At 59.4% G+C, this 21,082-nt stretch carries 22 protein-coding genes and 1 tRNA gene; 18 read left to right on the forward strand and 5 right to left on the reverse strand.

The features are described 5' to 3' along the window. Positions 1-382, forward strand: a 382-nt coding sequence (locus tag CW305_RS06600; protein WP_219819252.1) for an ArsR/SmtB family transcription factor, incomplete at its 5' end; no start/stop codon positions are given. Positions 383-563: 181 nt separating this feature from the next. Here the strand turns inward: CW305_RS06600 and CW305_RS06605 are convergent. Continuing rightward, positions 564-878, reverse strand: a complete 315-nt coding sequence (locus tag CW305_RS06605) for an ArsR/SmtB family transcription factor (protein ID WP_000349485.1) — start codon at positions 876-878, stop codon at positions 564-566. A 111-nt stretch (positions 879-989) separates the two neighbouring features. Between CW305_RS06605 and CW305_RS06610 the strand changes: the two genes are divergently transcribed. Both CW305_RS06610 and CW305_RS06615 read left to right on the forward strand, forming a co-directional pair. Further along, positions 990-2,024 carry a permease gene (locus tag CW305_RS06610; protein ID WP_000098298.1) on the forward strand — a complete coding sequence of 345 codons (1,035 nt, stop codon included), beginning with the start codon at positions 990-992 and terminating at the stop codon, positions 2,022-2,024. Positions 2,025-2,036: 12 nt separating this feature from the next. Next, positions 2,037-3,314 carry an ISL3 family transposase gene (locus CW305_RS06615; protein ID WP_000610830.1) on the forward strand — a complete coding sequence of 426 codons (1,278 nt, stop codon included), beginning with the start codon at positions 2,037-2,039 and terminating at the stop codon, positions 3,312-3,314. A 63-nt stretch (positions 3,315-3,377) separates the two neighbouring features. On the opposite strand, the gene CW305_RS06620 is transcribed toward CW305_RS06615, so the two are convergent. Together CW305_RS06620 and CW305_RS06625 are read right to left on the reverse strand one after the other, a co-directional pair. Then, positions 3,378-3,454: transfer RNA gene (locus tag CW305_RS06620), tRNA-Met, on the reverse strand. Between the two features lie 65 nt (positions 3,455-3,519). After that, the gene (locus CW305_RS06625; protein ID WP_104097429.1) at positions 3,520-3,702 is read right to left on the reverse strand and encodes a hypothetical protein; all 183 of its coding nucleotides are present in this window, start codon (positions 3,700-3,702) and stop codon (positions 3,520-3,522) included. Positions 3,703-3,853: 151 nt separating this feature from the next. On the opposite strand from CW305_RS06625, the gene CW305_RS06630 reads away from it, so the two are divergent. From CW305_RS06630 to CW305_RS06640, 3 genes are all read left to right on the forward strand, one after another. Continuing rightward, positions 3,854-4,174, forward strand: a complete 321-nt coding sequence (locus CW305_RS06630) for a hypothetical protein (protein ID WP_104097430.1) — start codon at positions 3,854-3,856, stop codon at positions 4,172-4,174. Positions 4,175-4,202: 28 nt separating this feature from the next. Then, the gene (locus CW305_RS06635; protein ID WP_044315759.1) at positions 4,203-4,502 is read left to right on the forward strand and encodes a hypothetical protein; all 300 of its coding nucleotides are present in this window, start codon (positions 4,203-4,205) and stop codon (positions 4,500-4,502) included. Between the two features lie 79 nt (positions 4,503-4,581). Continuing rightward, positions 4,582-5,556 carry a tRNA dihydrouridine synthase gene (locus CW305_RS06640; RefSeq protein WP_104097431.1) on the forward strand — a complete coding sequence of 325 codons (975 nt, stop codon included), beginning with the start codon at positions 4,582-4,584 and terminating at the stop codon, positions 5,554-5,556. A 5-nt stretch (positions 5,557-5,561) separates the two neighbouring features. On the opposite strand, the gene CW305_RS06645 is transcribed toward CW305_RS06640, so the two are convergent. Next, entirely contained in the window at positions 5,562-6,308 is a 747-nt protein-coding gene (locus tag CW305_RS06645; RefSeq protein WP_104097848.1) for an SDR family oxidoreductase, read from the reverse strand. Positions 6,309-6,438: 130 nt separating this feature from the next. Here CW305_RS06645 and CW305_RS06650 point away from each other — a divergent pair, with 130 nt between their 5' ends. Continuing rightward, positions 6,439-6,885 carry an Hsp20 family protein gene (locus CW305_RS06650; protein ID WP_375664562.1) on the forward strand — a complete coding sequence of 149 codons (447 nt, stop codon included), beginning with the start codon at positions 6,439-6,441 and terminating at the stop codon, positions 6,883-6,885. A gap of 57 nt (positions 6,886-6,942) precedes the next feature. Here CW305_RS06650 and CW305_RS06655 read toward each other — a convergent pair whose 3' ends face one another. Continuing rightward, positions 6,943-7,818, reverse strand: coding sequence for a LysR family transcriptional regulator (locus CW305_RS06655; protein ID WP_003301352.1), 876 nt, complete (start codon positions 7,816-7,818; stop codon positions 6,943-6,945). 153 nt (positions 7,819-7,971) lie between these two features. Here CW305_RS06655 and leuC point away from each other — a divergent pair, with 153 nt between their 5' ends. From leuC to CW305_RS06710, 11 genes are all read left to right on the forward strand, one after another. Beyond that, positions 7,972-9,399 (forward strand): 3-isopropylmalate dehydratase large subunit, encoded by a 1,428-nt coding sequence (leuC, locus tag CW305_RS06660; protein WP_023446358.1) that lies wholly within the window; start codon positions 7,972-7,974, stop codon positions 9,397-9,399. Positions 9,400-9,410: 11 nt separating this feature from the next. Next, on the forward strand, positions 9,411-10,058 hold the full coding sequence (leuD, locus tag CW305_RS06665; protein ID WP_104097433.1) for a 3-isopropylmalate dehydratase small subunit: 648 nt from the start codon (positions 9,411-9,413) through the stop codon (positions 10,056-10,058). A 96-nt stretch (positions 10,059-10,154) separates the two neighbouring features. Continuing rightward, complete coding sequence (gene leuB / locus CW305_RS06670) at positions 10,155-11,237, forward strand: 3-isopropylmalate dehydrogenase (RefSeq protein WP_104097434.1); 1,083 nt, start codon at positions 10,155-10,157, stop codon at positions 11,235-11,237. Positions 11,238-11,291: 54 nt separating this feature from the next. Then, positions 11,292-12,404 (forward strand): aspartate-semialdehyde dehydrogenase, encoded by a 1,113-nt coding sequence (gene asd, locus CW305_RS06675; protein ID WP_003301359.1) that lies wholly within the window; start codon positions 11,292-11,294, stop codon positions 12,402-12,404. 135 nt (positions 12,405-12,539) lie between these two features. Beyond that, positions 12,540-13,550 carry an aspartate-semialdehyde dehydrogenase gene (locus CW305_RS06680; protein WP_104097435.1) on the forward strand — a complete coding sequence of 337 codons (1,011 nt, stop codon included), beginning with the start codon at positions 12,540-12,542 and terminating at the stop codon, positions 13,548-13,550. 144 nt (positions 13,551-13,694) lie between these two features. Continuing rightward, complete coding sequence (locus CW305_RS06685) at positions 13,695-16,445, forward strand: motility hub landmark protein FimV (protein ID WP_104097436.1); 2,751 nt, start codon at positions 13,695-13,697, stop codon at positions 16,443-16,445. A gap of 35 nt (positions 16,446-16,480) precedes the next feature. Beyond that, complete coding sequence (gene truA, locus CW305_RS06690) at positions 16,481-17,308, forward strand: tRNA pseudouridine(38-40) synthase TruA (RefSeq protein WP_418643113.1); 828 nt, start codon at positions 16,481-16,483, stop codon at positions 17,306-17,308. An 89-nt stretch (positions 17,309-17,397) separates the two neighbouring features. Continuing rightward, the gene (locus CW305_RS06695; protein ID WP_014820552.1) at positions 17,398-18,021 is read left to right on the forward strand and encodes a phosphoribosylanthranilate isomerase; all 624 of its coding nucleotides are present in this window, start codon (positions 17,398-17,400) and stop codon (positions 18,019-18,021) included. A gap of 203 nt (positions 18,022-18,224) precedes the next feature. Next, positions 18,225-19,118, forward strand: a complete 894-nt coding sequence (accD, locus tag CW305_RS06700) for an acetyl-CoA carboxylase, carboxyltransferase subunit beta (protein ID WP_104097438.1) — start codon at positions 18,225-18,227, stop codon at positions 19,116-19,118. Further along, a complete protein-coding gene (folC, locus tag CW305_RS06705; protein ID WP_044315767.1) occupies positions 19,115-20,401 on the forward strand; it encodes a bifunctional tetrahydrofolate synthase/dihydrofolate synthase in 1,287 nt (428 codons plus the stop codon). Before accD ends, folC begins: the two co-directional genes overlap by 4 nt. Further along, the gene (locus CW305_RS06710; RefSeq protein ID WP_041014212.1) at positions 20,402-21,022 is read left to right on the forward strand and encodes an SPOR domain-containing protein; all 621 of its coding nucleotides are present in this window, start codon (positions 20,402-20,404) and stop codon (positions 21,020-21,022) included. The last annotated feature ends 60 nt before the right edge of the window (positions 21,023-21,082 follow it).

Here is a 21,082-nt window from a genome sequence, read left to right on the forward strand (position 1 = left end):
TGATATTATGAAGGCTCTATCTGAGCCTAATAGATTAAGATTAGTCTGGTTAATGTCATATATAGATCAAAGAATTTGTGTTAGTGAGGGTATGGATGTCCTGGGAGAGTCACACTACAATGTTTCTCGTCACTTAAAAATTCTTTTAAAAGCAGGTATAGTCTCGGCAAGTCGTGAAGGAAAGTGGGTTTTTTATACATTGAAAACCGATGATTCTGAATTCTATAACCAACTCTTAAAAACTATTCAGTTGATACCTTCAGAAGAGTTCAAAGAAGAAATAAAACGCTGTAATCTTAGGCTCAATATGCGAAAAAATGGAGACTGCGTTATAGGTCAAGAAAACGCTGAATGGCTAAATATTATGGACTTGAATAAATAAAAACAGGGTATCCGGAATTTCTGGTTGATAAAATGCCAAAGATGTAAAGAAGAAAATCTTTCTCAGCGGATTATCTGATTGATCCTCTTCAGCCTACTCTACTGCCAATTTTCTGTTTCCACCTTCGCCTGAGTCTTCATAGCGATGCTGACTAGGGAGGACAGCGAGAGCTGGGCAAGCGTCAAAGCGGTTCTGGTTCATGCGCAATCCGGACACCTGCACAACATTCCTCTTGTAAGAAACCGATCAAATTCTCTAGGTGCCCATACTCGGGTATACAGACAATCGTGCGGCTATGTTTCTCCTGCCGGATCAGCCCTACCTTGGCCATGCGCGCAAGGTGATGTGATAGCGTCGAAGCAGGAATACCCAGCCCCTTCTGGATATCTCCGACCGAAGCCCCATCATGGCCAGCTTTGACCAGAAAGCGGAACACGGACAGTCGGTGACTATTCCCTAGCTCAGCTAAGCTGGCTGCAACCTTTTCGTGATCCATAGCACGCCCCAATAATTCGATGTTTCTAGAATTATAGTTGACAGGTCGGATAAACGCAAGTAGGCTGCGTACATCATTTCGACAATACTAGAAATATAGGAGTAATATTGAATGTCATCTCAACTCCAAGACGCTCTAGGCATGTTCGCCTTTCTCGCTATCGAGCTATCGGTTTTATTCATTGGCATTAGCTTGCTGGTCGGAGTTCTTCAACGTCACATCCCACCATCCAAGGTGGAAGCGTTACTGACTTCCAGTGGGAAGCGAGGCTATTTTCTTGCTGCTGGTTTAGGAGCTATAACGCCCTTCTGTAGTTGCTCGACTATCCCCATGTTGAAAGGGTTGATTCGGGCACGGGCCGGTTTTGGGCCGATGATGGTGTTTCTTTTCTCATCTCCGTTGCTGAATCCTATCGTCGTCGGCCTGCTGGTTGCCACGTTTGGATGGACACTTACTGCTATCTATGTGCTCGCCGCTTTGGTGGTCGCGGTAGGTGCCGGATGGCTGCTTCACACGCTTGGCTTCGAGCGTTATGTGCGCCGGACGGCGACACAAGAGAGCAGTGGATGTAGTTCATCAGCAAGCCCGTGCAGTGCTACATCGACCGCATCGAGTTGCGGCACCAACAGCTGCGACACCACTCCGAAGACGGCTTCTTGCGGGGCTGATAGGAAGACAACAGTCTCTACGTCTAGCGAATGCTGTGACAGTCAACCCACTGTCACGGTTAAGAAAGAAGGGAAGTACAGTGGTGTGTGGCGGGAAGCTTGGTCGGACTTTATCGATGTGTTGCCTTACCTGCTCATCGGTATTGCGATTGGCAGCGTGATCTATGGTTTCATGCCCACTGACTTATTGGAGCAGTATGCAGGCCCAGATAATCCCTTTGCCATTCCAGTTGCCGCTGTCATCGGCGTGCCGTTGTATATTCGCGCTGAAGCCGTCATACCTCTGGCAGCGGCTCTGATGGCCAAAGGCGTGGGTGCCGGGACGGTGCTAGCGTTGATCATCGGCAGTGCCGGAGCCAGCCTGACTGAGCTCATTCTGTTGCGCTCTTTGTTCACGCTGAAGCTTTTAGCGGCGTTTTTAGCAGTCATTTTTGCTATGGCGATGATTGCCGGTTACGCCACCTACCTGTTTTTCTGATCAAGGCGGGAGATGATTAATTCGTTAAGCCTTCCTGGGTACCAGTTGGTGGATTCTGATGAGCAGAATGAAGACATACATTTTCGGCTTGAAGCACCTACACCAGTAGCCTGCGAGGGGTGCGGCGTGCAGGGTGAGTTCGTGCGGTTCGGCAAGCGTGACGTTCCCTATCGTGATCTGCCCATCCACGGCAAGCGGGTCACTCTCTGGGTGGTCCGCCGCCGATACACCTGCCGGGCCTGCAAGACAACATTCAGGCCCCAGCTACCGGAGATGGTGGACGGATTCCGTATGACACTGCGGCTGCATGAGTACGTGGAGAAGGAATCCTTCAACCACCCCTACACCTTTGTGGCGGCACAGACCGGCCTGGACGAGAAGACGGTGCGCGACATCTTCAACGCCCGCGCCGAGTTCCTGGGGCGCTGGCACCGCTTCGAGACGCCCCGCATCCTGGGCATTGACGAGCTATACCTGAACAAGCGCTACCGCTGCATTCTGACCAACATTGAGGAGCGAACCCTGCTCGACCTGCTGGCCACCCGCCGCCAGGACGTGGTGACCAACTACCTGATGAAGCTGAAAGACCGGCAGAAGGTCGAGATCGTCAGCATGGACATGTGGAACCCCTACCGGGCAGCGGTCAAGGCTGTGCTGCCCCAGGCCCGTATCGTGGTCGATAAGTTCCATGTGGTGCGCATGGCCAACGATGCCCTAGAGAGAGTGCGCAAGGGCCTCAGAAAGGAGCTGAAACCGTCCCAGAGCCGGACTCTCAAGGGAGACCGGAAAATCCTGCTGAAACGCGCTCACGAAGTCTCAGACCGGGAGCGCCTCATCATGGAGACCTGGACAGGCGCGTTCCCGCAACTGCTGGCCGCCTACGAGCACAAGGAGCGCTTCTACGGCATCTGGGACGCCACCACACGGCTCCAGGCAGAAGCCGCCCTGGACGAGTGGATAGCCACCATCCCGAAGGGCCAAAAGGAAGTCTGGAGCGATCTGGTCAGGGCAGTGGGAAACTGGCGCGAAGAGACCATGACCTACTTCGAGACGGACATGCCCGTCACCAACGCTTACACGGAGTCCATCAACCGACTGGCCAAGGACAAGAACCGTGAAGGGCGCGGTTACTCCTTCGAGGTGATGCGGGCACGAATGCTCTACACCACGAAGCACAAGAAGAAGGCACCGACTGCGAAGGTCTCTCCTTTCTACAAGAAAACCATCGGTTACGGACTGCCGGACTTCGCAGAGGAACTCAACTACGGAGTCGATCTATCAACCATCTGAGGGTGGTATCAGGTTGGTGGGGTAAAGGTGCCCCATCAACCATTAAATCCGTATACCCTAAATTGGTTGCGGGAGCCGGATTTGAACCGACGACCTTCGGGTTATGAGCCCGACGAGCTACCAGACTGCTCCATCCCGCGACGCGCATTCTACAGCTTTAAACGCGGCTGTCACGGGTTTATTTGAAATCAGATGGAAATACCGGTCAGGCGTGCCATGAGGGCAGGGTGCCGGGAGCGCCTGTCTGGTGTGGCAGACACTGTTTGATTGCCGGGTGAGCCTGCGGCGGGTGATGGCGACGAGCGATCCTCATCATGCCCCAGAGCATGGAGAGCGCTACCGACAGCCAACCCAGGATCATCATCAGGAGTATCAGCGCAGGTTCCATCTGGAGCTTCCTCTTTGAATCCAATATTCGTCCTTGTGGTTGTGACCCCGCGCGCTGAAAGCGGTTCCGGCATGCCATCGGTCGCTCGCCAGCGCACTCCTTGGAATCGCCGCTGCCTAAGTATCAAGTGGATGAAGCGGAGGTGTCGGACATGCGTATTCAGCTTGGTGTGCTGGTTGCAGCGCTTGCTTTAACAGTCAGCGCGCAGGATCTGGAACTACCGTTCGCTGACATCCCGTTGGCTCAGAACACGGGCGCGGCGGATCGCGGCGCCGCCGGCAATGGCTCGATGGGCATTGGCGGCGGTATCGACTATCTGGAGGATGACCAGGTCCAGTCTGAGGCAGGTGACGCATCCTCCAAGAAGCCAGCGGCGGAGCAGTACGACGACACGGCCGAACCCGGCCATGGTGGCAATGAGACCGACATGGAGCACCGTCGCCGTCCCAAATTGGAAAGACGTAGTGATTAACGCAGTCGTTCATCGATAGGAGGTAGCCATGAATCGGGCACTCACAGCGGTAACAGTATTGCTTCTGGCGGGTTCTGCGGGGGCGTACGCCGGTTCGGCGGAGAACGCCGATGACACCCGTCGTCCGGGAGCTGCAAACGAAAGCTCAGTTGAATCGAGCGAGCGTTCCGACCAGCACAGCGAAAAGTCGGAAGGCCATGACAGTCGGGACCACAAGGCGCAGCAGGGCAGTGACCTGGGCACCATGGGAACGGGTAATACCGGAACCACAGGCGGCATGGGTGCTACCACGGGAACCGACACCATTGGTGGGACCATCGAAGAATAGCCCGCTACCGGCCACGCAACATTCATAAAGGAGTCAGGCATCCGTACAATGCCCAACTTTCAACATCTATTGGCTTGGTATGCAGATCGCTTTGGCGCCCATGGAGGGGCTGGTCGACGAAATCCTTCGCGACGTTCTGACTCGGATGGGTGGTGTCGACTGGTGCGTCACCGAGTTCATCCGAGTCTCTGATCGTCTGCTGCCGCAAAGCAGCTTTCGCAAACTTGCACCCGAATTGCAGGCTGGCGCCGTTACTCGCGCCGGAACCCCTGTGCGCGTTCAATTACTGGGCTCCGATCCTGCCTGTCTGGCTGATAACGCTGCCTATGCCTGCTCACTGGGTGCGCCTGCTATCGATCTGAATTTCGGCTGCCCGGCCAAGACGGTAAACAAATCGCGCGGTGGGGCCATCCTGCTCAGGGAGCCTGATTTGCTGCACGCCATCCTCTGTGAGGTACGGCGAACTGTGCCGGCGCACATCCCGGTCACCGCCAAGATGCGCCTGGGTTTCGACAGCCCGGACGGTGCACTCGATTGCGCTCGGGCGCTGGTGGACGGCGGGGCAGAGCAGTTGGTGGTGCATGCGCGAACGAAGGTCGAAGGCTACAAGCCGCCGGCGCATTGGGAATGGGTGGCTCGCGTGCAGGAGGTCGTCGTGGTGCCGGTATACGCCAACGGCGATATCTGGTCGCTGGAAGACTGGCGTCGCTGTCGAGAGGTCAGCGGCGCGGAGAATATCATGTTGGGCCGCGGCCTGGTTTCGCGGCCAGACCTGGCACGGCAGATCGCCGCCGCTGAACAGGGGCAAGGCATCGCCGAGATGAGCTGGGCAGAGTTTCAACCCACGCTGGTGGACTTCTGGCAGCAGGCGCGGGGCAAGATCGCACCACGCTATGCGCCCGGCAGACTGAAGCAGTGGCTGGCCTTGCTTACGCGCAACTACCCCGAGGCGGTGGCGCTGTTCGCCGCCCTGCGCCGGGAGAACGATTGCGCGCGGATCGACGCGATGCTCGGGGTCGAAACCGTCGGTATTCCGGTGGCGGCGCTGGGTTAGGCCGATCAGCGTCCGCCGCTGACGTCCAGCAACGCGCCGGTGGTATAGCTGGCGTGCTCGCTGGCGAGCCAGAGTATGGCTTCGGCAACTTCCTCGGCTTTCCCGCCGCGCCCCATGGGCACGCTTGCCTTGACCCGCTCGATGCGATCCGGCTCGCCGCCGCTGGCGTGAATCTCGGTATCGATCACGCCGGGTCGTACCGCATTCACCCGAATGCCTTCGCCGGCCACTTCCCTGGCCAGCCCAACCGTCATGCTGTCGATGGCGCCCTTGGCCGCGGCATAGTCGATGTACTCCCCAGGCGCGCCAAGTCGCGCGGCGATCGAGGACAGGTTGATGATCGAACCACCCTGGCCGCCATGCTGATTGGACATGCGCTTGATCGCCTCGCGCGCGCATAGAAAGCTGCCGATGACATTGGCACCGAGCACGCGCGTCCAGCGGGCGGCGTCCATCTGCTCCAGGCGCATCTGCTGTTCGAGCATGCCGGCGTTGTTGACCAGCACATCGAGGCGGCCGAACTCGCGATCAATCATCTCGAACATCTGCACCACCTGACCCTCGTCAGCGACATCAGCCTTGACCGTGATTGCCGATACGCCCGCAGCGTGGACCTGTTCGAGCACCTGTTTCACCGCGTCTTCGCGTTGGTGATAGTTGAGGCACAGTGCGTAGCCCTGGTGGGCCGCCAGCCGGGCAGTGGCGGCGCCGATACCACGACTGGCACCTGTGATCAGTATGACTCTGGACATGGTGTTACCTCTCGTCAGCAGGCTCATTTTCTGTGCCTTGAAATCTGCATAACGGTTCCTATCTAGGGCTCAGCGGGATGCCGAAGTCGGGTCCCGCCAGTTTCAACTCGCTGATTTCAGGAGGTTTATCATGAGTTCGTTTCCCATGGCCCCTCTGTTCCGGCAATCCGTGGGCTTCGATCGTTTCAATGACCTGTTCGAGTCCGCGCTGCGCAACGACACCGGCAGCTCGTATCCACCCTATAACATCGAGAAACACGGTGACGACCAGTATCGAATCGTGGTCGCAGCCGCCGGCTTCGAGGAGTCCGACCTCGATCTGCAGGTCGAGCGCAGTGTGCTGACCATCAGTGGCGGGCGGCGCGAAAGAGAGGCCGAGAATGTCACCTATCTGCATCAGGGTATCGCTCAGCGGGCGTTCAAGTTGTCGTTCCGGCTAGCCGACCACATCGAGGTGAAAGGCGCTGCGCTGAACAGTGGCCTGCTCAACATCGACCTGGTGCGCGTGGTGCCGGAAGAGGCTAAGCCCAAGCGCATCCCGATCAATGCCGATCAGCGGCCCGCGCTGGAGGGTTGATCTGCAAGGGAGAGAAGGGCGCCATAGGGCGCCCTTTCTTGTAGTTGTCTCGTCTGGTTAGTCACCGCGTTCAGCATCCAGCAGCGCCATGAAGGCTCTGGCCGCATTGGACAGGGTGCGTTCCCTGTGCACGATGTAGCCAAGTTGCCGGGTCAGCTGAATGCCTGGTAGAGGCAGGCTGACCACCTGTTCGTCGAGCATGCTGCGCGGTAACACGCTCCAGGCAATGCCGATGGAGACCATCATCTTGATGGTCTCCATATAGTTGGTGCTCATGGTGATATTGGGCGTCAGGCCCTCACGCTCGAACAGTCGCTGGGCGATGTGGTGAGTGAAGGTGTTGCCGCCGGGAAAGACGGCAGGATGGCCGGCGACATCGGCCAGACGAATATCCGCCTTGCCCGCCAGCGGGTGCTCGGGCGCGACAACGAAATCCAGCGGGTCGTCCCATACCTTCATTGCCCGGACCGGCTCGGCCGTCTGCGGCGCCAGGGTGATGACCGCCAGTTCGGCGCGGCCATGCAGCACTTCGTCGTAGGCGACTTCCGAATCGAGAAAACGGATATCCAGGCTGACCTGCGGATAAGCGCGGGTGAACGCGCGCAGCAATGGCGGCAGGCGGTGCAGGCCGATGTGATGGCTGGTCGCCAGGCTCAGCCGGCCGCCAATGTCGCCGTTGAGGTTGGTCAAGGCGCGGCGGGTGTCGTCCAGTACATTCAAAATCTGATAAGCCCGCGGCAGCAGGGCTCTTCCTGCCTCGGTCAGGCCTATCTCGCGGCCGAGCCGGTCGAACAGGCGCACGTCCAGCTGCGACTCCAATGCGGCGATGCGTTTGCTGACTGCAGGCTGGGTAAGATGCAGGCGCTCCGCAGCCAACGAAAAACTGCCCGTTTCCGCGATGGCGATAAAGGCATTGAGGTTGGCCAGGTCCATGAACGATCTCTATCCGGTGGTAATGAGCATTCCTGAGGGGAATGCTTTGGATGAAAAATATGAATTTGAGTAATTGAATGCAAGTCCCTAGCATCGTCCCCATAAGCGCAAGGGCTATTCGCCCCGCATAGAAAGCAGATGAGGAAAAGTCCGATGGCCGGCAAGACGCTCTACGACAAGCTCTGGGAAATGCACGAGGTGAAACGTCGCGACGATGGTTCGTCGCTGATCTACATCGACCGCCACATCCTGCATGAAGTGACTTCGCCACAAGCGTTCGAAGGTCTGCGTCTGGCCAATCGCAAGCCATGGCGCATCGACGCCAATATCGCCACGCCGGACCACAACGTGCCGACCACCAAGGGCGAGCGTCAGGGCGGGCTGGAAGCCATCGCTGATGAGGTCTCGCGCATCCAGGTGCAGACGCTGGACGAGAACTGCGACGATTTCGGCATCCTCGAATTCAAGATGAACGACGTGCGTCAGGGCATCGTCCACGTCATCGGTCCGGAGCAGGGCGCGACATTGCCCGGCATGACCGTGGTGTGCGGTGACTCGCATACCTCCACCCACGGCGCCTTCGGCGCGCTGGCCCATGGCATCGGCACTTCCGAGGTCGAGCACGTGCTCGCCACCCAGTGCCTGGTCGCCAAGAAGATGAAGAACATGCAGGTGCGCGTCGAAGGCAAGCTGCCGTTCGGCGTCACCGCGAAGGACATCGTGCTGGCGGTGATCGGCAAGATTGGCACCGCTGGCGGTAACGGCCATGCCCTGGAATTCGCCGGCAGCGCGATTCGCGATCTGTCCATGGAAGGGCGCATGACTATCTGCAACATGTCCATCGAAGCCGGTGCCCGCGTAGGCATGGTGGCGGTGGATGAAAAGACCATCGCCTACGTCGAAGGGCGTCCGTTCGCGCCGAAGGGCGACGACTGGGACAAGGCGGTCGAGCTGTGGAAAGGCCTGGTCTCCGATGTCGACGCGGTGTTCGACACCGTCGTCGAGCTCAAAGCCGAGGACATCAAGCCGCAGGTCAGCTGGGGCACTTCGCCGGAAATGGTGCTGGCTGTCGATCAGAGCGTGCCGGACCCCGCCGCCGAAGCCGACCCGGTCAAGCGCGATTCCATCGTTCGTGCGCTGAAGTACATGGGCCTGGCGGCCAACCAGCCGATCACCGATATCAAGCTGGATCGCGTGTTCATTGGTTCCTGCACCAACTCGCGGATCGAGGATCTGCGTGCCGCAGCTGAGGTCGCCAAGGGACGCAAGGTGGCGGCGAACGTCAAGCAGGCGATGGTTGTGCCGGGGTCCGGCCTGGTGAAGCAGCAGGCCGAGGCTGAAGGGTTGGACAAGATCTTCGTCGAGGCTGGCTTCGAGTGGCGCGAGCCAGGTTGCTCCATGTGCCTGGCGATGAACCCCGACAAGCTGGGCAGCGGCGAGCATTGCGCCTCGACTTCCAACCGCAACTTCGAGGGGCGTCAGGGCGCTGGTGGACGCACACACCTGGTCAGCCCGGCCATGGCGGCCGCTGCGGCGGTAACCGGCCATTTCATCGATGTACGCGAACTGGTCCAGGCCTGAGGAGATAACGGATGAAAGCCTTTACCCAACACAACGGCCTGGTCTGTCCGCTGGATCGTGCCAACGTCGATACCGATCAGATCATTCCGAAGCAGTTTCTCAAGTCCATCAAGCGCACCGGCTTTGGCCCTAATCTGTTCGATGAGTGGCGCTACCTGGACGTCGGCCAGCCGAATCAGGATTGCTCGCAGCGTCCGGTGAACAAGGACTTCGTGCTGAACTTCCCGCGCTACCAGGGCGCCAGCGTGCTGCTGGCGCGTGAGAACTTCGGCTGCGGCTCCTCCCGCGAGCACGCGCCGTGGGCCTTGGAGGAGTACGGTTTCCGTACGATCATCGCGCCGAGCTTTGCCGATATTTTCTACAACAACAGCTTCAAGAACGGCCTGCTGCCGATCGTGCTGAAGGAAGAGGAAGTCGATGAACTGTTCGCACAGGCCGAAGCCAACGAAGGCTACCAGCTGACCGTGGACCTCGCTGCCCAGGTCGTGACACGCCCGGACGGCAAGCAGTACGACTTTGAAGTCGATGCCTTCCGCAAGCACTGCCTGCTCAACGGCCTCGACGATATCGGCCTGACGCTGCAAGACGCGGACGCGATCAAGGCGTTTGAGACCCGTCACCAGCAGAGCCAGCCATGGCTGTTCGGCGCCATCAAGTGAGATAAGGGCAGGGTGGATGATGCGTCATCCATCCACTTGCAGGGTTTCGGTGGATGAACACAACGGCGTCCACCCAAGTGAAAATCGAGGAATGTGATGAGTAAACAGATTCTGGTTCTGCCCGGTGATGGTATCGGCCCGGAGATCATGGCCGAGGCGGTCAAGGTTCTGCAGCTGGCCAATGACAAGTTCCAACTGGACTTCGAGCTGAGCTATGACGAGTTGGGTGGCGCAGCGGTCGACAAATATGGCGTGCCGCTGGCCGACGAAACCCTTGCGCGTGCACGTGCTGCCGATGCCATTCTGCTTGGCGCGGTGGGAGGTCCGAAGTGGGACAAGATCGATCCGGCCATTCGTCCCGAGCGCGGTCTGCTGAAGATTCGCTCCGAGCTGGGGCTGTTCGGTAACCTGCGTCCGGCACTGCTCTACCCGCAACTGGCCGATGCCTCGTCGCTGAAGCATGAGATCGTGGCCGGTCTGGATATCCTCATCGTTCGCGAGTTGACCGGCGGCATCTATTTCGGCAAGCCGCGCGAAAGCAAGGTGCTGGAGAACGGTGAGCGCATGGCGTACGACACGCTGCCGTACAGTGAAAGCGAAATCCGTCGCATCGCCAAGGTCGGCTTCGACATGGCGATGGTGCGCAACAAGAAGCTCTGTTCGGTGGACAAGGCCAACGTGCTGGCGTCCAGCCAGCTGTGGCGTGCTGTGGTCGAGGAAGTGGCCAAGGACTATCCCGAGATCGAGCTGAGCCACATGTACGTCGACAATGCGGCGATGCAGCTGGTGCGCGCACCGAAGCAGTTTGACGTGATCGTCACCGACAACATGTTTGGCGACATCCTCTCCGACGAGGCATCGATGCTGACCGGTTCCATTGGCATGCTGCCGTCCGCCTCGCTGGATGCGGGCAACAAGGGCATGTACGAGCCATGCCACGGTTCAGCGCCGGATATCGCTGGCCAGGGCATCGCAAATCCGTTGGCGACCATCCTGTCCGTTTCGATGATGCTGCGTTACAGCTTCAATCAGGTAGCGGCAGCCGATGCCATCGAGCAGGCGGTGAGTGATGTGCTCGATCAGGGCCTGCGTACCGGTGATATCTGGTCGGAAGGCTGCACCAAGGTCGGTACTCAGGCGATGGGCGATGCAGTAGTCGCGGCCCTCGCGAAGTTGTAATCTTCTGGCCCGCCTTAATCTGCGCGGGCCACTTTTTCTATAGGTGTAGTTGCGATGAAACGTGTAGGTCTGATCGGTTGGCGCGGTATGGTCGGTTCCGTGCTCATGCAGCGGATGCTGGAAGAGCGGGATTTCGACCTGATCGAGCCCGTGTTCTTCACCACTTCCAATGTCGGCGGCCAGGGCCCCGATATTGGCAAGGAAACCGCTGCGCTGAAGGACGCCTACAGCATCGACGAGCTGAAAGGCCTCGATGTGATCCTGACCTGTCAGGGCGGCGACTACACCAATGAAGTCTTCCCCAAGCTGCGTGAAGCGGGCTGGCAGGGCTACTGGATCGACGCGGCGTCCTCGCTGCGTATGCAGGACGATGCGGTGATCGTGCTCGATCCGGTGAACCGTCGCGTGATCGACCAGCAACTGGATGCCGGCACCAAGAACTACATCGGCGGCAACTGCACCGTCAGCCTGGCGCTGATGGGCCTTGGCGGTCTGTTCGAGGCCGGTCTGGTCGAGTGGATGAGCGCGATGACCTATCAGGCAGCCTCCGGCGCCGGCGCGCAGAACATGCGCGAATTGATCAAGCAGATGGGTGCAATCAATGCGGCCGTGGCCGATGATCTGGCCAATCCCGCCAGCGCGATCCTGGATATCGACCGTAAGGTGGCTGAAACCCAGCGTAGCGAAGCATTCCCGGTCGACAATTTCGGCGTGCCGCTGGCCGGCAGCCTGATTCCTTACATCGACAAGGAGTTGCCGAATGGGCAGAGCCGCGAAGAGTGGAAGGCGCAGGCTGAGACCAACAAGATCCTTGGTCGATTCAAGAGTCCGATCCCGGTTGACGGCATCTGCGTGCGCGTGGGTGCCATGCGTTGCCACAGCCAGGCGCTGACCATCAAGCTGAACAAGGATGTGCCGATCTCCGATATCGAAGGGCTGATCAGCCAGCACAATCCCTGGGTCAAGCTGGTGCCGAATCATCGTGATGCCAGCATGCAGGAGCTGAGTCCGGCCGCAGTCACCGGAACGCTAAGCGTGCCGGTCGGCCGTCTGCGCAAGCTCAACATGGGCTCGCACTACCTGGGCGCGTTCACCGTGGGCGACCAGCTGCTGTGGGGCGCCGCGGAGCCGCTGCGGCGCATGTTGCGTATCCTGCTGGAGCGTTGATGCGCTCTCGATGAAGTGCCAGACGCCGCGACTTGTTCGCGGCGTTTTCGTTTATGCGATGTGCCGCTCGGCGGCACTGGTTGCAGTGGTCTGCCATTTCGCTACAGTGCCGGTCCTTAGTGCGTGGAGGTGACGATGCCCACAGGTGTCGGTGTTGCGGTCGTAGGTGCGGTCAGCCTGGTAGGCGAAGCACTGGTCGAGGTGCTCGAGGAGCGGACGTTTCCGGTTGCCGAGCTGTATCTGTTGGGTGATAGCGAGGATGTCGGGCACACGGTGCCATTCAAGGGCCGGAATCTGCGTGTAGGCGAGGCGGATCGCTTCGACTTCAATCGGGCGCAGCTGGTGTTTCTGGTCGGTGCTTCGGAATTGGTGAGCGAGTGTCACGTCAAGGCAGTAGCGGCAGGCTGCCGAATCGTCGATCTGTCAGGCTCGAGTCCCGTCAAGCAGCAGCTTTGCGTGGTGCCAGAGGTTAACGGCGGGCTGCTCGATTCGTTGCCCGATCAGCGCGCCATTGCCAGTCCACTGCCTGAAGCGGTCGCTCTGGCCATCGCATTGAAGCCGATCCAGCAACAGCTGGATTTGCATCGCGTGACTGTTACGGCCTGTTTGCCGGTATCAAGTCGTGGTGCGGCGGGCGTGAAGGAGCTTGCCCGGCAGACATCCGAATTGCTCAATGCGCGCCCTTTGGAGCCCCGAATATTCGGCCGGCAGATGGCTTTCAATATGCTCGCACAAGCCGAGGCGGTCGACGCGCAAGGATATGGAGCGCAGGAACGGCGTCTGGTTGAAGAGCTTCGTCAGCTCCTGGATATGCCTGAACTCGCCGTCTCTGTTACGTTCGTTCAAGCTCCGGTGTTCTTCGGAGAGAGCCTCATCGTCTCGTTGCAGGGTGGCGTCGAGGCCGATATGCCAGCGCTGTCTGCGGCTCTCGACGCGGCGCCAGGGGTTGAGCTGGTGGAGTCGGATGACTATCCGACAGCGGTTGGTGACGCAGTCGGGCAGGAGGCGATCTATGTTGGAAGACTTCGTCGAGGCATCTGCGATCCACGGGAAGTCAATTTGTGGATTGTGTCTGATAACGTGCGAAAAGGCGCGGCACTAAACGCTGTGCAGTCTGGTGAGTTGTTGATAAAAGACTATCTGTAAAAGATACTTACTGGTAATTCAAAGAATATTTCTAGCCGATGCGCTGAACGGCTTATCGCTGATGGGGAGCCACCGCCAGGTGGCGCGGGCAGTGACATAAGACCCTCTCGTAGTTCGAGAAAAAGATAAACAAGGGATTAAATAATGGTTCGGGTTCGCAATCTGGTGCTGGCAATCGCGGCTGCTACCGCGCTGACTACAGAAATGGCCCACGCGCTTGGGTTGGGAGAGGTCACGCTTCAGTCGTCATTGAATCAACCGCTGATCGCGGAAATCGAGCTGCTGGATGCAAACAGCCTGGCGCCCGGGGAGGTGATCCCGGTATTGGCCTCGCTCGAAGAATTCAATCGCGCCGGTATTGATCGCCAGTACTTTCTGACGGACCTGAAATTCACTCCAGTACTGCGTCCGAACGGAAAGAGCGTCATTCAGGTTTCGTCCAGCAAGCCGGTACGCGAACCCTATCTCAATTTTCTCGTTGAGGTGCTCTGGCCCAGTGGGCGCCTGCTCCGTGAGTACACCCTGCTGCTCGATCCGCCACTCTATTCACCGGAAACGGCAGCGGCCGCAGCACCGCAGTTGCCCATTTCCGCGCCGTCCCGAACAGTAGAGCCAGTACGCTCTGCGCCAGCTCGTCCGTCTACAACGCGCTCGACCCCAGTTCAGCCGGTAAGCGCCCCGCAGAGCGGTGGTAGCGAATACAAGACTTCCGCGCGCGATACTCTCTGGGAGATCGCGGAGCTTAATCGTCGCAATGGAACGGTTCATCAGGCGATGCTGGCGATTCAGGATCTCAATCCTGATGCTTTCATCGGCGGCAATATCAACCGGATGAAGAGCGGACAGGTACTCCGTCTGCCGGATGCCGAGCAGATATCGACTCGCTCTCAGGCCGAAGCGATCGCTCAGGTCGCGGAGCAGAACGCGGCATGGCGTCAGGGTAGTGGTGGCGCGGTTGCAGGCGCTCGCCAACTGGACGCGACCCGTCGTACTGAAGCTGGAGCAGCACCGTCGCGTAGCGAGTCTCGTGACAGCCTCCGCCTGGTGGCGGCTGATGCAGGCAAGGAAACTGCCGGCTCCGACACCGGGTCTGCCGAAGGCGGCCAGGCCTTGCGTGACAAGCTGGCGGTGACCCAGGAGAGTCTGGACTCCAGCCGTCGTGAGAACGACGACCTCAAGGATCGTCTGAATGATCTACAGGGGCAGCTGGAAAAGCTGCAACGGCTTATGCAGCTCAAGGATGACCAGCTTGCCAAGCTGCAGGCCCAGGTCGGTGCCGAAGGCCAGGCCCCGGCGCTGGACGCCAACGCCAGCCAGCCTGCTGCCGCAAAAACAGAGCCCCAGGCAACTGAAGATAGCACGCAAGAGCCGGCCCGCGATGGCGGTGACACCCAGGCTGGTTCTGCTGTTGATACCCGGCAGGAACCTGCTCCAGTCGTTGCTCCGCCACCGGCCGAGCAGTCTGCGGCGTCCAAGCCTGCTGCAAAGCCAGCCAGCCCAGCGAAACCGGTCGCACCTGTTGTTGAGCCTGAGCCCAAGAGCCTGATTGACGATCTGCTGTCCAACACTTTGCTGCTCGGTGTCGTCGGCGGTAGTGCCCTGTTGCTCTTACTGCTGGGTCTGATGGCTCTTTCGCGCCGCAATGCGATGAAAGAGGCGGAGCTGCAGGAAAGTCTGATGGCGGATGACACGGTCGACGATCTGCGAGTGGAATCGCCGGCGTACGTCGATTTGGGCCAGGAGCATCAACTTGAACCGACTTCCTTCCATGCCGACGCTCCGACTGCGTCGGATGAGCTGACTTCCACTACAGGTGATGCATTGGCCGAGGCGGACATCTACATCGCTTACGGCCGCTTCAATCAGGCTGCAGAACTGCTACAAAATGCGCTTAATGACGAGCCTCAGCGGAGCGATCTGCGGCTGAAGCTGATGGAAGTGTATGCGGAGCTTGGCAATCGCGATGGCTTCGCCCGTGAAGAAGCTGAACTACGTGAAATCGGCGGCGCTACCACCGAAGTCGAGCAGCTGAAGTACAAGTATCCCGCCATGGCCGCGGCGATCGGAGGCTCGGCAGCTGTCGCCGCCACTCATATGGACATGGACAGCCTCGACCTTGATGATCTGCAGCTCGACGAGCCGGCCGCGCCGGCGGCAGGGCAGGATCTGGACGATGCATTCGACCTCAGCCTGGATGACCTGGACATCGATCTGAACGAGGAGCGTCCGGCTGCACCTGCGGACGACTCTTTGGACTTCGACGACCTGACGCTGGATGAGCCGGTTACCGAGCGTGAGGCCTCGCCTGCAGCCAGCGATTTCTCCTTCGATCTCGCAGAAGATAAGTCTGCGCAAGAGGCCGAGCAGAACGATCTTTCCGATTTCTCGTTCGATCTGGACAGCGACAAAGGAGCGGAGCAAGCCCCCACAGAGTTTTCGCTCAATCTCGACGAGGAGCCGGTTGAAGGTCCTGCCGCGTTTGAAAGTGATGATCTCGATTTCGAACTGTCGGAGCCTGTAGCGAATCCGAGCGACGATTTGCCCGAAGGGTTCGATATTTCGCTGGATGAGCCCGAGTTTGAGGCGCAACCGGAAACCTTTGCCGACAAGCTGAACGAGGTGGAGGCTGATCTGGATGATCTGTCCAAGGAACTGGAGGAGCCGGCCACTGCTCCTGCTGACAACTTGGCTACGACTGACGCCGACGGCGGTGGGGAGGACGACTTCGATTTCTTCTCCGACACCGACGAAACTACCACCAAGCTGGATCTCGCCAGAGCCTATATCGACATGGGCGACGCTGAAGGTGCACGCGACATCTTGGATGAAGTGATTTCCGAGGGTAGCGATGTCCAGCAGCAAGAGGCGCGAGAAATGCTCGCCAAACTAGCCTGATCATGACCCAAGCAGTACCCCAAACGGCAGCCGAAATGGCTGCCGTCGGCGTTTCCAGGATCGCGCTTGGCGTCGAATACAAGGGATCGCGCTATCGCGGATTTCAGCGTCAGCGCGCCGGTGTGCGATCCATTCAGGAGTCACTCGAAACCGCGTTGACCAAAGTGGCGGGTGGTCACTCCGTCACGCTGAGCTGTGCAGGTCGCACAGACGCATTGGTCCATGCCAGCGGGCAGGTCGTGCACTTCGATACGCCGGTCTCGCGAACCATGCACGCATGGGTGATGGGTGCGAACATGAACCTGCCATCCGACATCAGCGTCACCTGGGCGAAGGAGATGCCGCGTCATTTCGATGCGCGCTTCAGCGCGATGGCTCGCCGTTATCGCTATGTGATCTACAACGATCAGATACGGCCGGCGCACATGGCCGAAGAGGTTACCTGGAACCATCGCCCACTCGATATCGAGCGTATGCGTGCCGCTGCCACGGCGTTCGTGGGAACACATGATTTCAGTGCCTTCCGGGCCAGGCAGTGTCAGGCCAAGTCGCCGATCAAAACCATTCATCACCTGGAGCTGCTGGAGCACGGCCGGCTGATCGTCATAGATGTTCGGGCCAATGCCTTTCTGCATCATATGGTGCGCAACTTCGCTGGCGTTCTGATGACCATTGGTGCGGGTGAGCGGCCAGTGGAATGGGCTGCGCAAGTGCTGGAGTCTCGTGTGCGCCGAACGGGCGGAGTGACAGCGCACCCGTACGGGCTCTATCTCATCGAAGTCGATTATCCCGAAGAGTTCGAGCTGCCGAAGCGCTATCTCGGTCCGCACTTCCTGTCGGGTTTGCCGGACGTTCGTCGCTAATGAATTAGGCAGGAGCCGTTTTGCCTATTCGCTTGCAGGTGGCAGGTCTTTTGTTACCATCCGGTTTCCTTTTTGGCAGGTAGCATCCGTTGTCAGTCGTTCGCAGCAAAATATGCGGGATCACTCGTGTCGACGACGCCTTGACAGCAGCCAAGGCGGGCGCCGATGCCATCGGCCTGGTTTTCTATGCCAAGAGTCCGCGTGCCGTCGATGTGCGGCAGGCACGTGAGATCGTCGCGGCATTGCCACCGTTTGTCACGACGGTAGGCCTGTTCGTCAACGCCAGCCGCTGCGAGATCAACGAGATACTCGACGCCGTTCCGCTGGACATGCTGCAGTTTCACGGCGATGAAACACCGGCGCAGTGCGAGGGGTTTCATCGGCCGTGGTTCAAGGCGCTACGGGTAGGGAACGGCGAGGATATCGAGGCTCAAGTTGCGCGTTATGCGAATGCCAGCGGCATCCTTTTGGATACTTTCGTGGCAGGGGTGCCGGGTGGGACGGGCGAACGCTTCGATTGGTCGCTGATCCCGGCGGCGCTGGCCAAGCCGCTGATTCTGGCAGGTGGACTGACCGCCGAGAACGTTCAGCAAGCCATTGCCCAGGTTCGTCCGTACGCAGTGGATGTCAGCGGCGGGGTGGAGGCGAGCAAGGGCGTCAAGGATGCTTCCAAGGTGATGGCCTTTGTCGGTCGGGTTCGATCGGCTATGTGACGCCTGGGCAGCCTTTGCCGTCCAGTAACGAGTCGCTGGTGAGACCAGTAGCGTGATTCCTTGCCTGAAGGAGTCGGAGTTTCGCGACTGCGCCGATAGGCGCATCGCTCACGCGACCAAGAGCGCCTGATACGCGTGGTCGCAACAATGAATCTGCCTGCAGCGCGAGTGCGCTCGGGACTGAAGCTTTGGAGAACAAGAGCATGAGCAACTGGCTGGTAGACAAACTGATCCCTTCGATCATGCGGTCGGAGACGCAAAAGAGCTCGGTCCCCGAAGGCCTTTGGCACAAGTGCCCCTCTTGCGAGGCGGTTCTATACCGCCCTGAGCTGGAAAAGACGCTCGATGTTTGCCCCAAGTGCCAGCATCACATGCGCATCGATGCCCGTAGCCGGCTCGATATCTTCCTCGATGCCGAGGGCCGCGAAGAGATCGCTGCCGAGCTGGAGCCGGTCGACCGCCTGAAGTTCCGTGATAGCAAGAAGTACAAGGATCGCCTTTCTGCAGCACAGAAGCAGACCGGTGAGAAAGATGCGCTGATCGCAATGAGCGGAAAGGTCGTCAACATCCCGGTCGTGGCTTGTGCATTCGAATTCTCGTTCATGGGTGGCTCCATGGGAGCAATCGTTGGCGAACGTTTCGTGCGGGCCGCCAATGTTGCTCTTGAAAAGCGTTGCCCGCTGGTGTGCTTCTCCGCGTCAGGCGGTGCCCGGATGCAGGAAGCTCTGATCTCCCTGATGCAGATGGCAAAGACTTCCGCCGTGCTGGCCCGCATGCGTGAAGAGGGCCTGCCGTTTATCTCCGTACTGACCGATCCGGTCTACGGAGGTGTGTCTGCGAGTCTGGCGATGCTTGGTGATGTGATCGTCGCCGAGCCCAAGGCATTGATCGGCTTCGCCGGCCCGCGAGTGATCGAGCAGACCGTACGAGAAAAACTGCCGGAAGGCTTCCAGCGCAGCGAGTTCCTGCTGGACCATGGTGCTATCGATTTGATCATTCATCGCTCCGAACTGCGTACTCGCTTGTCGCGCTTGCTGGCCCAGATGCAGAAATTGCCAAGCCCGATGGAACCCGCCCAGGTAACGGCTACTGCATGACCGGTCGGAGTCTGGCCGACTGGCTCGCCTATCTTGAGCAGCTGCATCCCACTGCCATAGACATGGGCCTGGACAGGGTCCGAGCGGTGGTGGGGCGGCTTGGTCTGACACGGCCGGCTCCGCTGGTGATTACCGTCACGGGTACGAATGGCAAAGGCTCTACCTGCGCGTTCATCGCTGCTCTGTTGAGCAGTCAGGGGTACAAGGTCGGTAGCTACAGCTCGCCGCATCTTCTGCGTTACAACGAGCGCGTTCAGTTCGACGGGCACCAGGCCAGCGATGACCAGCTTTGCCAGGCTTTTTCCGCGGTGGAGGCGGCGCGAGGCGAGGTCTCGCTGACCTATTTCGAAATGGGCACACTTGCAGCCTTCTGGCTGTTCGAGCGGAGCGGGCTCGACGCCGTGGTACTGGAAGTCGGTCTTGGTGGTCGTCTCGATGCCGTCAACGTCATTGACGCGGATCTGGCGGTGATCACCAATATCGGACTCGATCATGCAGATTGGCTGGGTGATACCCGCGACAGCGTTGCGTATGAAAAGGCCGGGATCATGCGCGACGGAGTCCCCGCGCTTTGTGGCGATCTGGATGTTCCGGGGCCATTGCTTGAGCACGCAGAGTCCCTGAAATCACCGCTGTTTCTGCGCGGAAGAGATTTCGACCTGGCGCTTGATCCCCACTCCTGGCATTGGCGGGGCGTCGGGCCTGGCGGTGAGCCGTTGGAGCTGCATGACCTGCCGCTGCTGTCATTGCCGATGGAGAATGCTGCACTTGCCCTGCAAGCCTATGCCACGCTTGCCTTGCCATGGGAGCCGGCGGCGTTGTCCGCGGCGCTTCAGCGGACACGCGTTGTAGGGCGCCTCGATAGTCGGCAGATTAGCTGGCGCGGCCGCGAGATCGCGCTGTTGCTGGACGTTGGACATAATCCTCATGCTGCAAGCTACCTCGCGCAACGCCTTGAGCAGCGGCCAGTAGATGGTCGTCGCTTGGCTGTTTTTGGTCTGCTGGTGGATAAGGATCTCAACGGTGTGCTCGAAGCGATGTCCTCGTGCATCGCTGATTGGGCCGTCGCTCCACTGCCTACGCCGCGAACGCAATCAGCTACACAATTGGCTGCAGCGCTGCTTGAGCGGGGCGCGTCGGTCAGCCAGTATGCCAGCTTCGAGCAGGCGCTCGATGCTCAATGCGCGAAGGCCGAAGCCGATGATGAAGTAGTGGTTTTCGGATCGTTCTACTGCGTGGCGGCGGCGCTTGACTGGCTGGAACAACGGGCGGGGGAGAGTTGAATGGCGATGCTGGATAAGGGATTGCTGCAGCGTATGGTTGGCGCTCTGGTGTTGATTGCGCTGGCGGTCATATTCGTGCCGATGCTGTTCAATCGTGAGGACGATCTGCGCCACGTCACCGTCGATGCGCCCACCATCCCTGCTGCACCGGCACCGGCTGAAATCGAGATGCAGGAGGTCGAAGTGCCAGAGCCGGCGTCGGAGCCCGAAGGTTTCGAGATCATCGAGGAAGGTGCCGAGGAAGAAGCGGCATCACCCGTCGGTGAGCAGGCTTCGGAGCCGATCGAGCCGGTCGCTCCGAGCGAGCCTGCGCCAGCTGCGCAGCCGCCGGTGGACCAGCCGCAGGCGGCGAAAGTCGAGCCACGGCTCGATAACGACAACCTGCCGGTCAGCTGGTCGATCCAACTCGCCAGCCTGTCCAATCGCGCCAGCGCCGAAAGCCTGCAGCAGACCTTGCGTTCGCAGGGCTACAACGCCTACATCCGCACTGCGGATGGTATGAATCGCGTCTTCGTCGGACCGCTGGTGGAGCGCAGCGAAGCGAATCGGCTTCGCGATGTGTTGCAGCGCCAGCAGAAACTCGATGGCTTCGTCGTTCGTTTCAAGCCGGAAGGAAGCTGAATCGTTGAAGCGCTGGCCGGGGTACTGACGACAGGCCCCGGCTGCGGAGTTGCCGTCGGG

This window comes from Stutzerimonas kunmingensis, assembly GCF_002929225.1.
Taxonomy (GTDB): Bacteria; Pseudomonadota; Gammaproteobacteria; order Pseudomonadales; family Pseudomonadaceae; genus Stutzerimonas.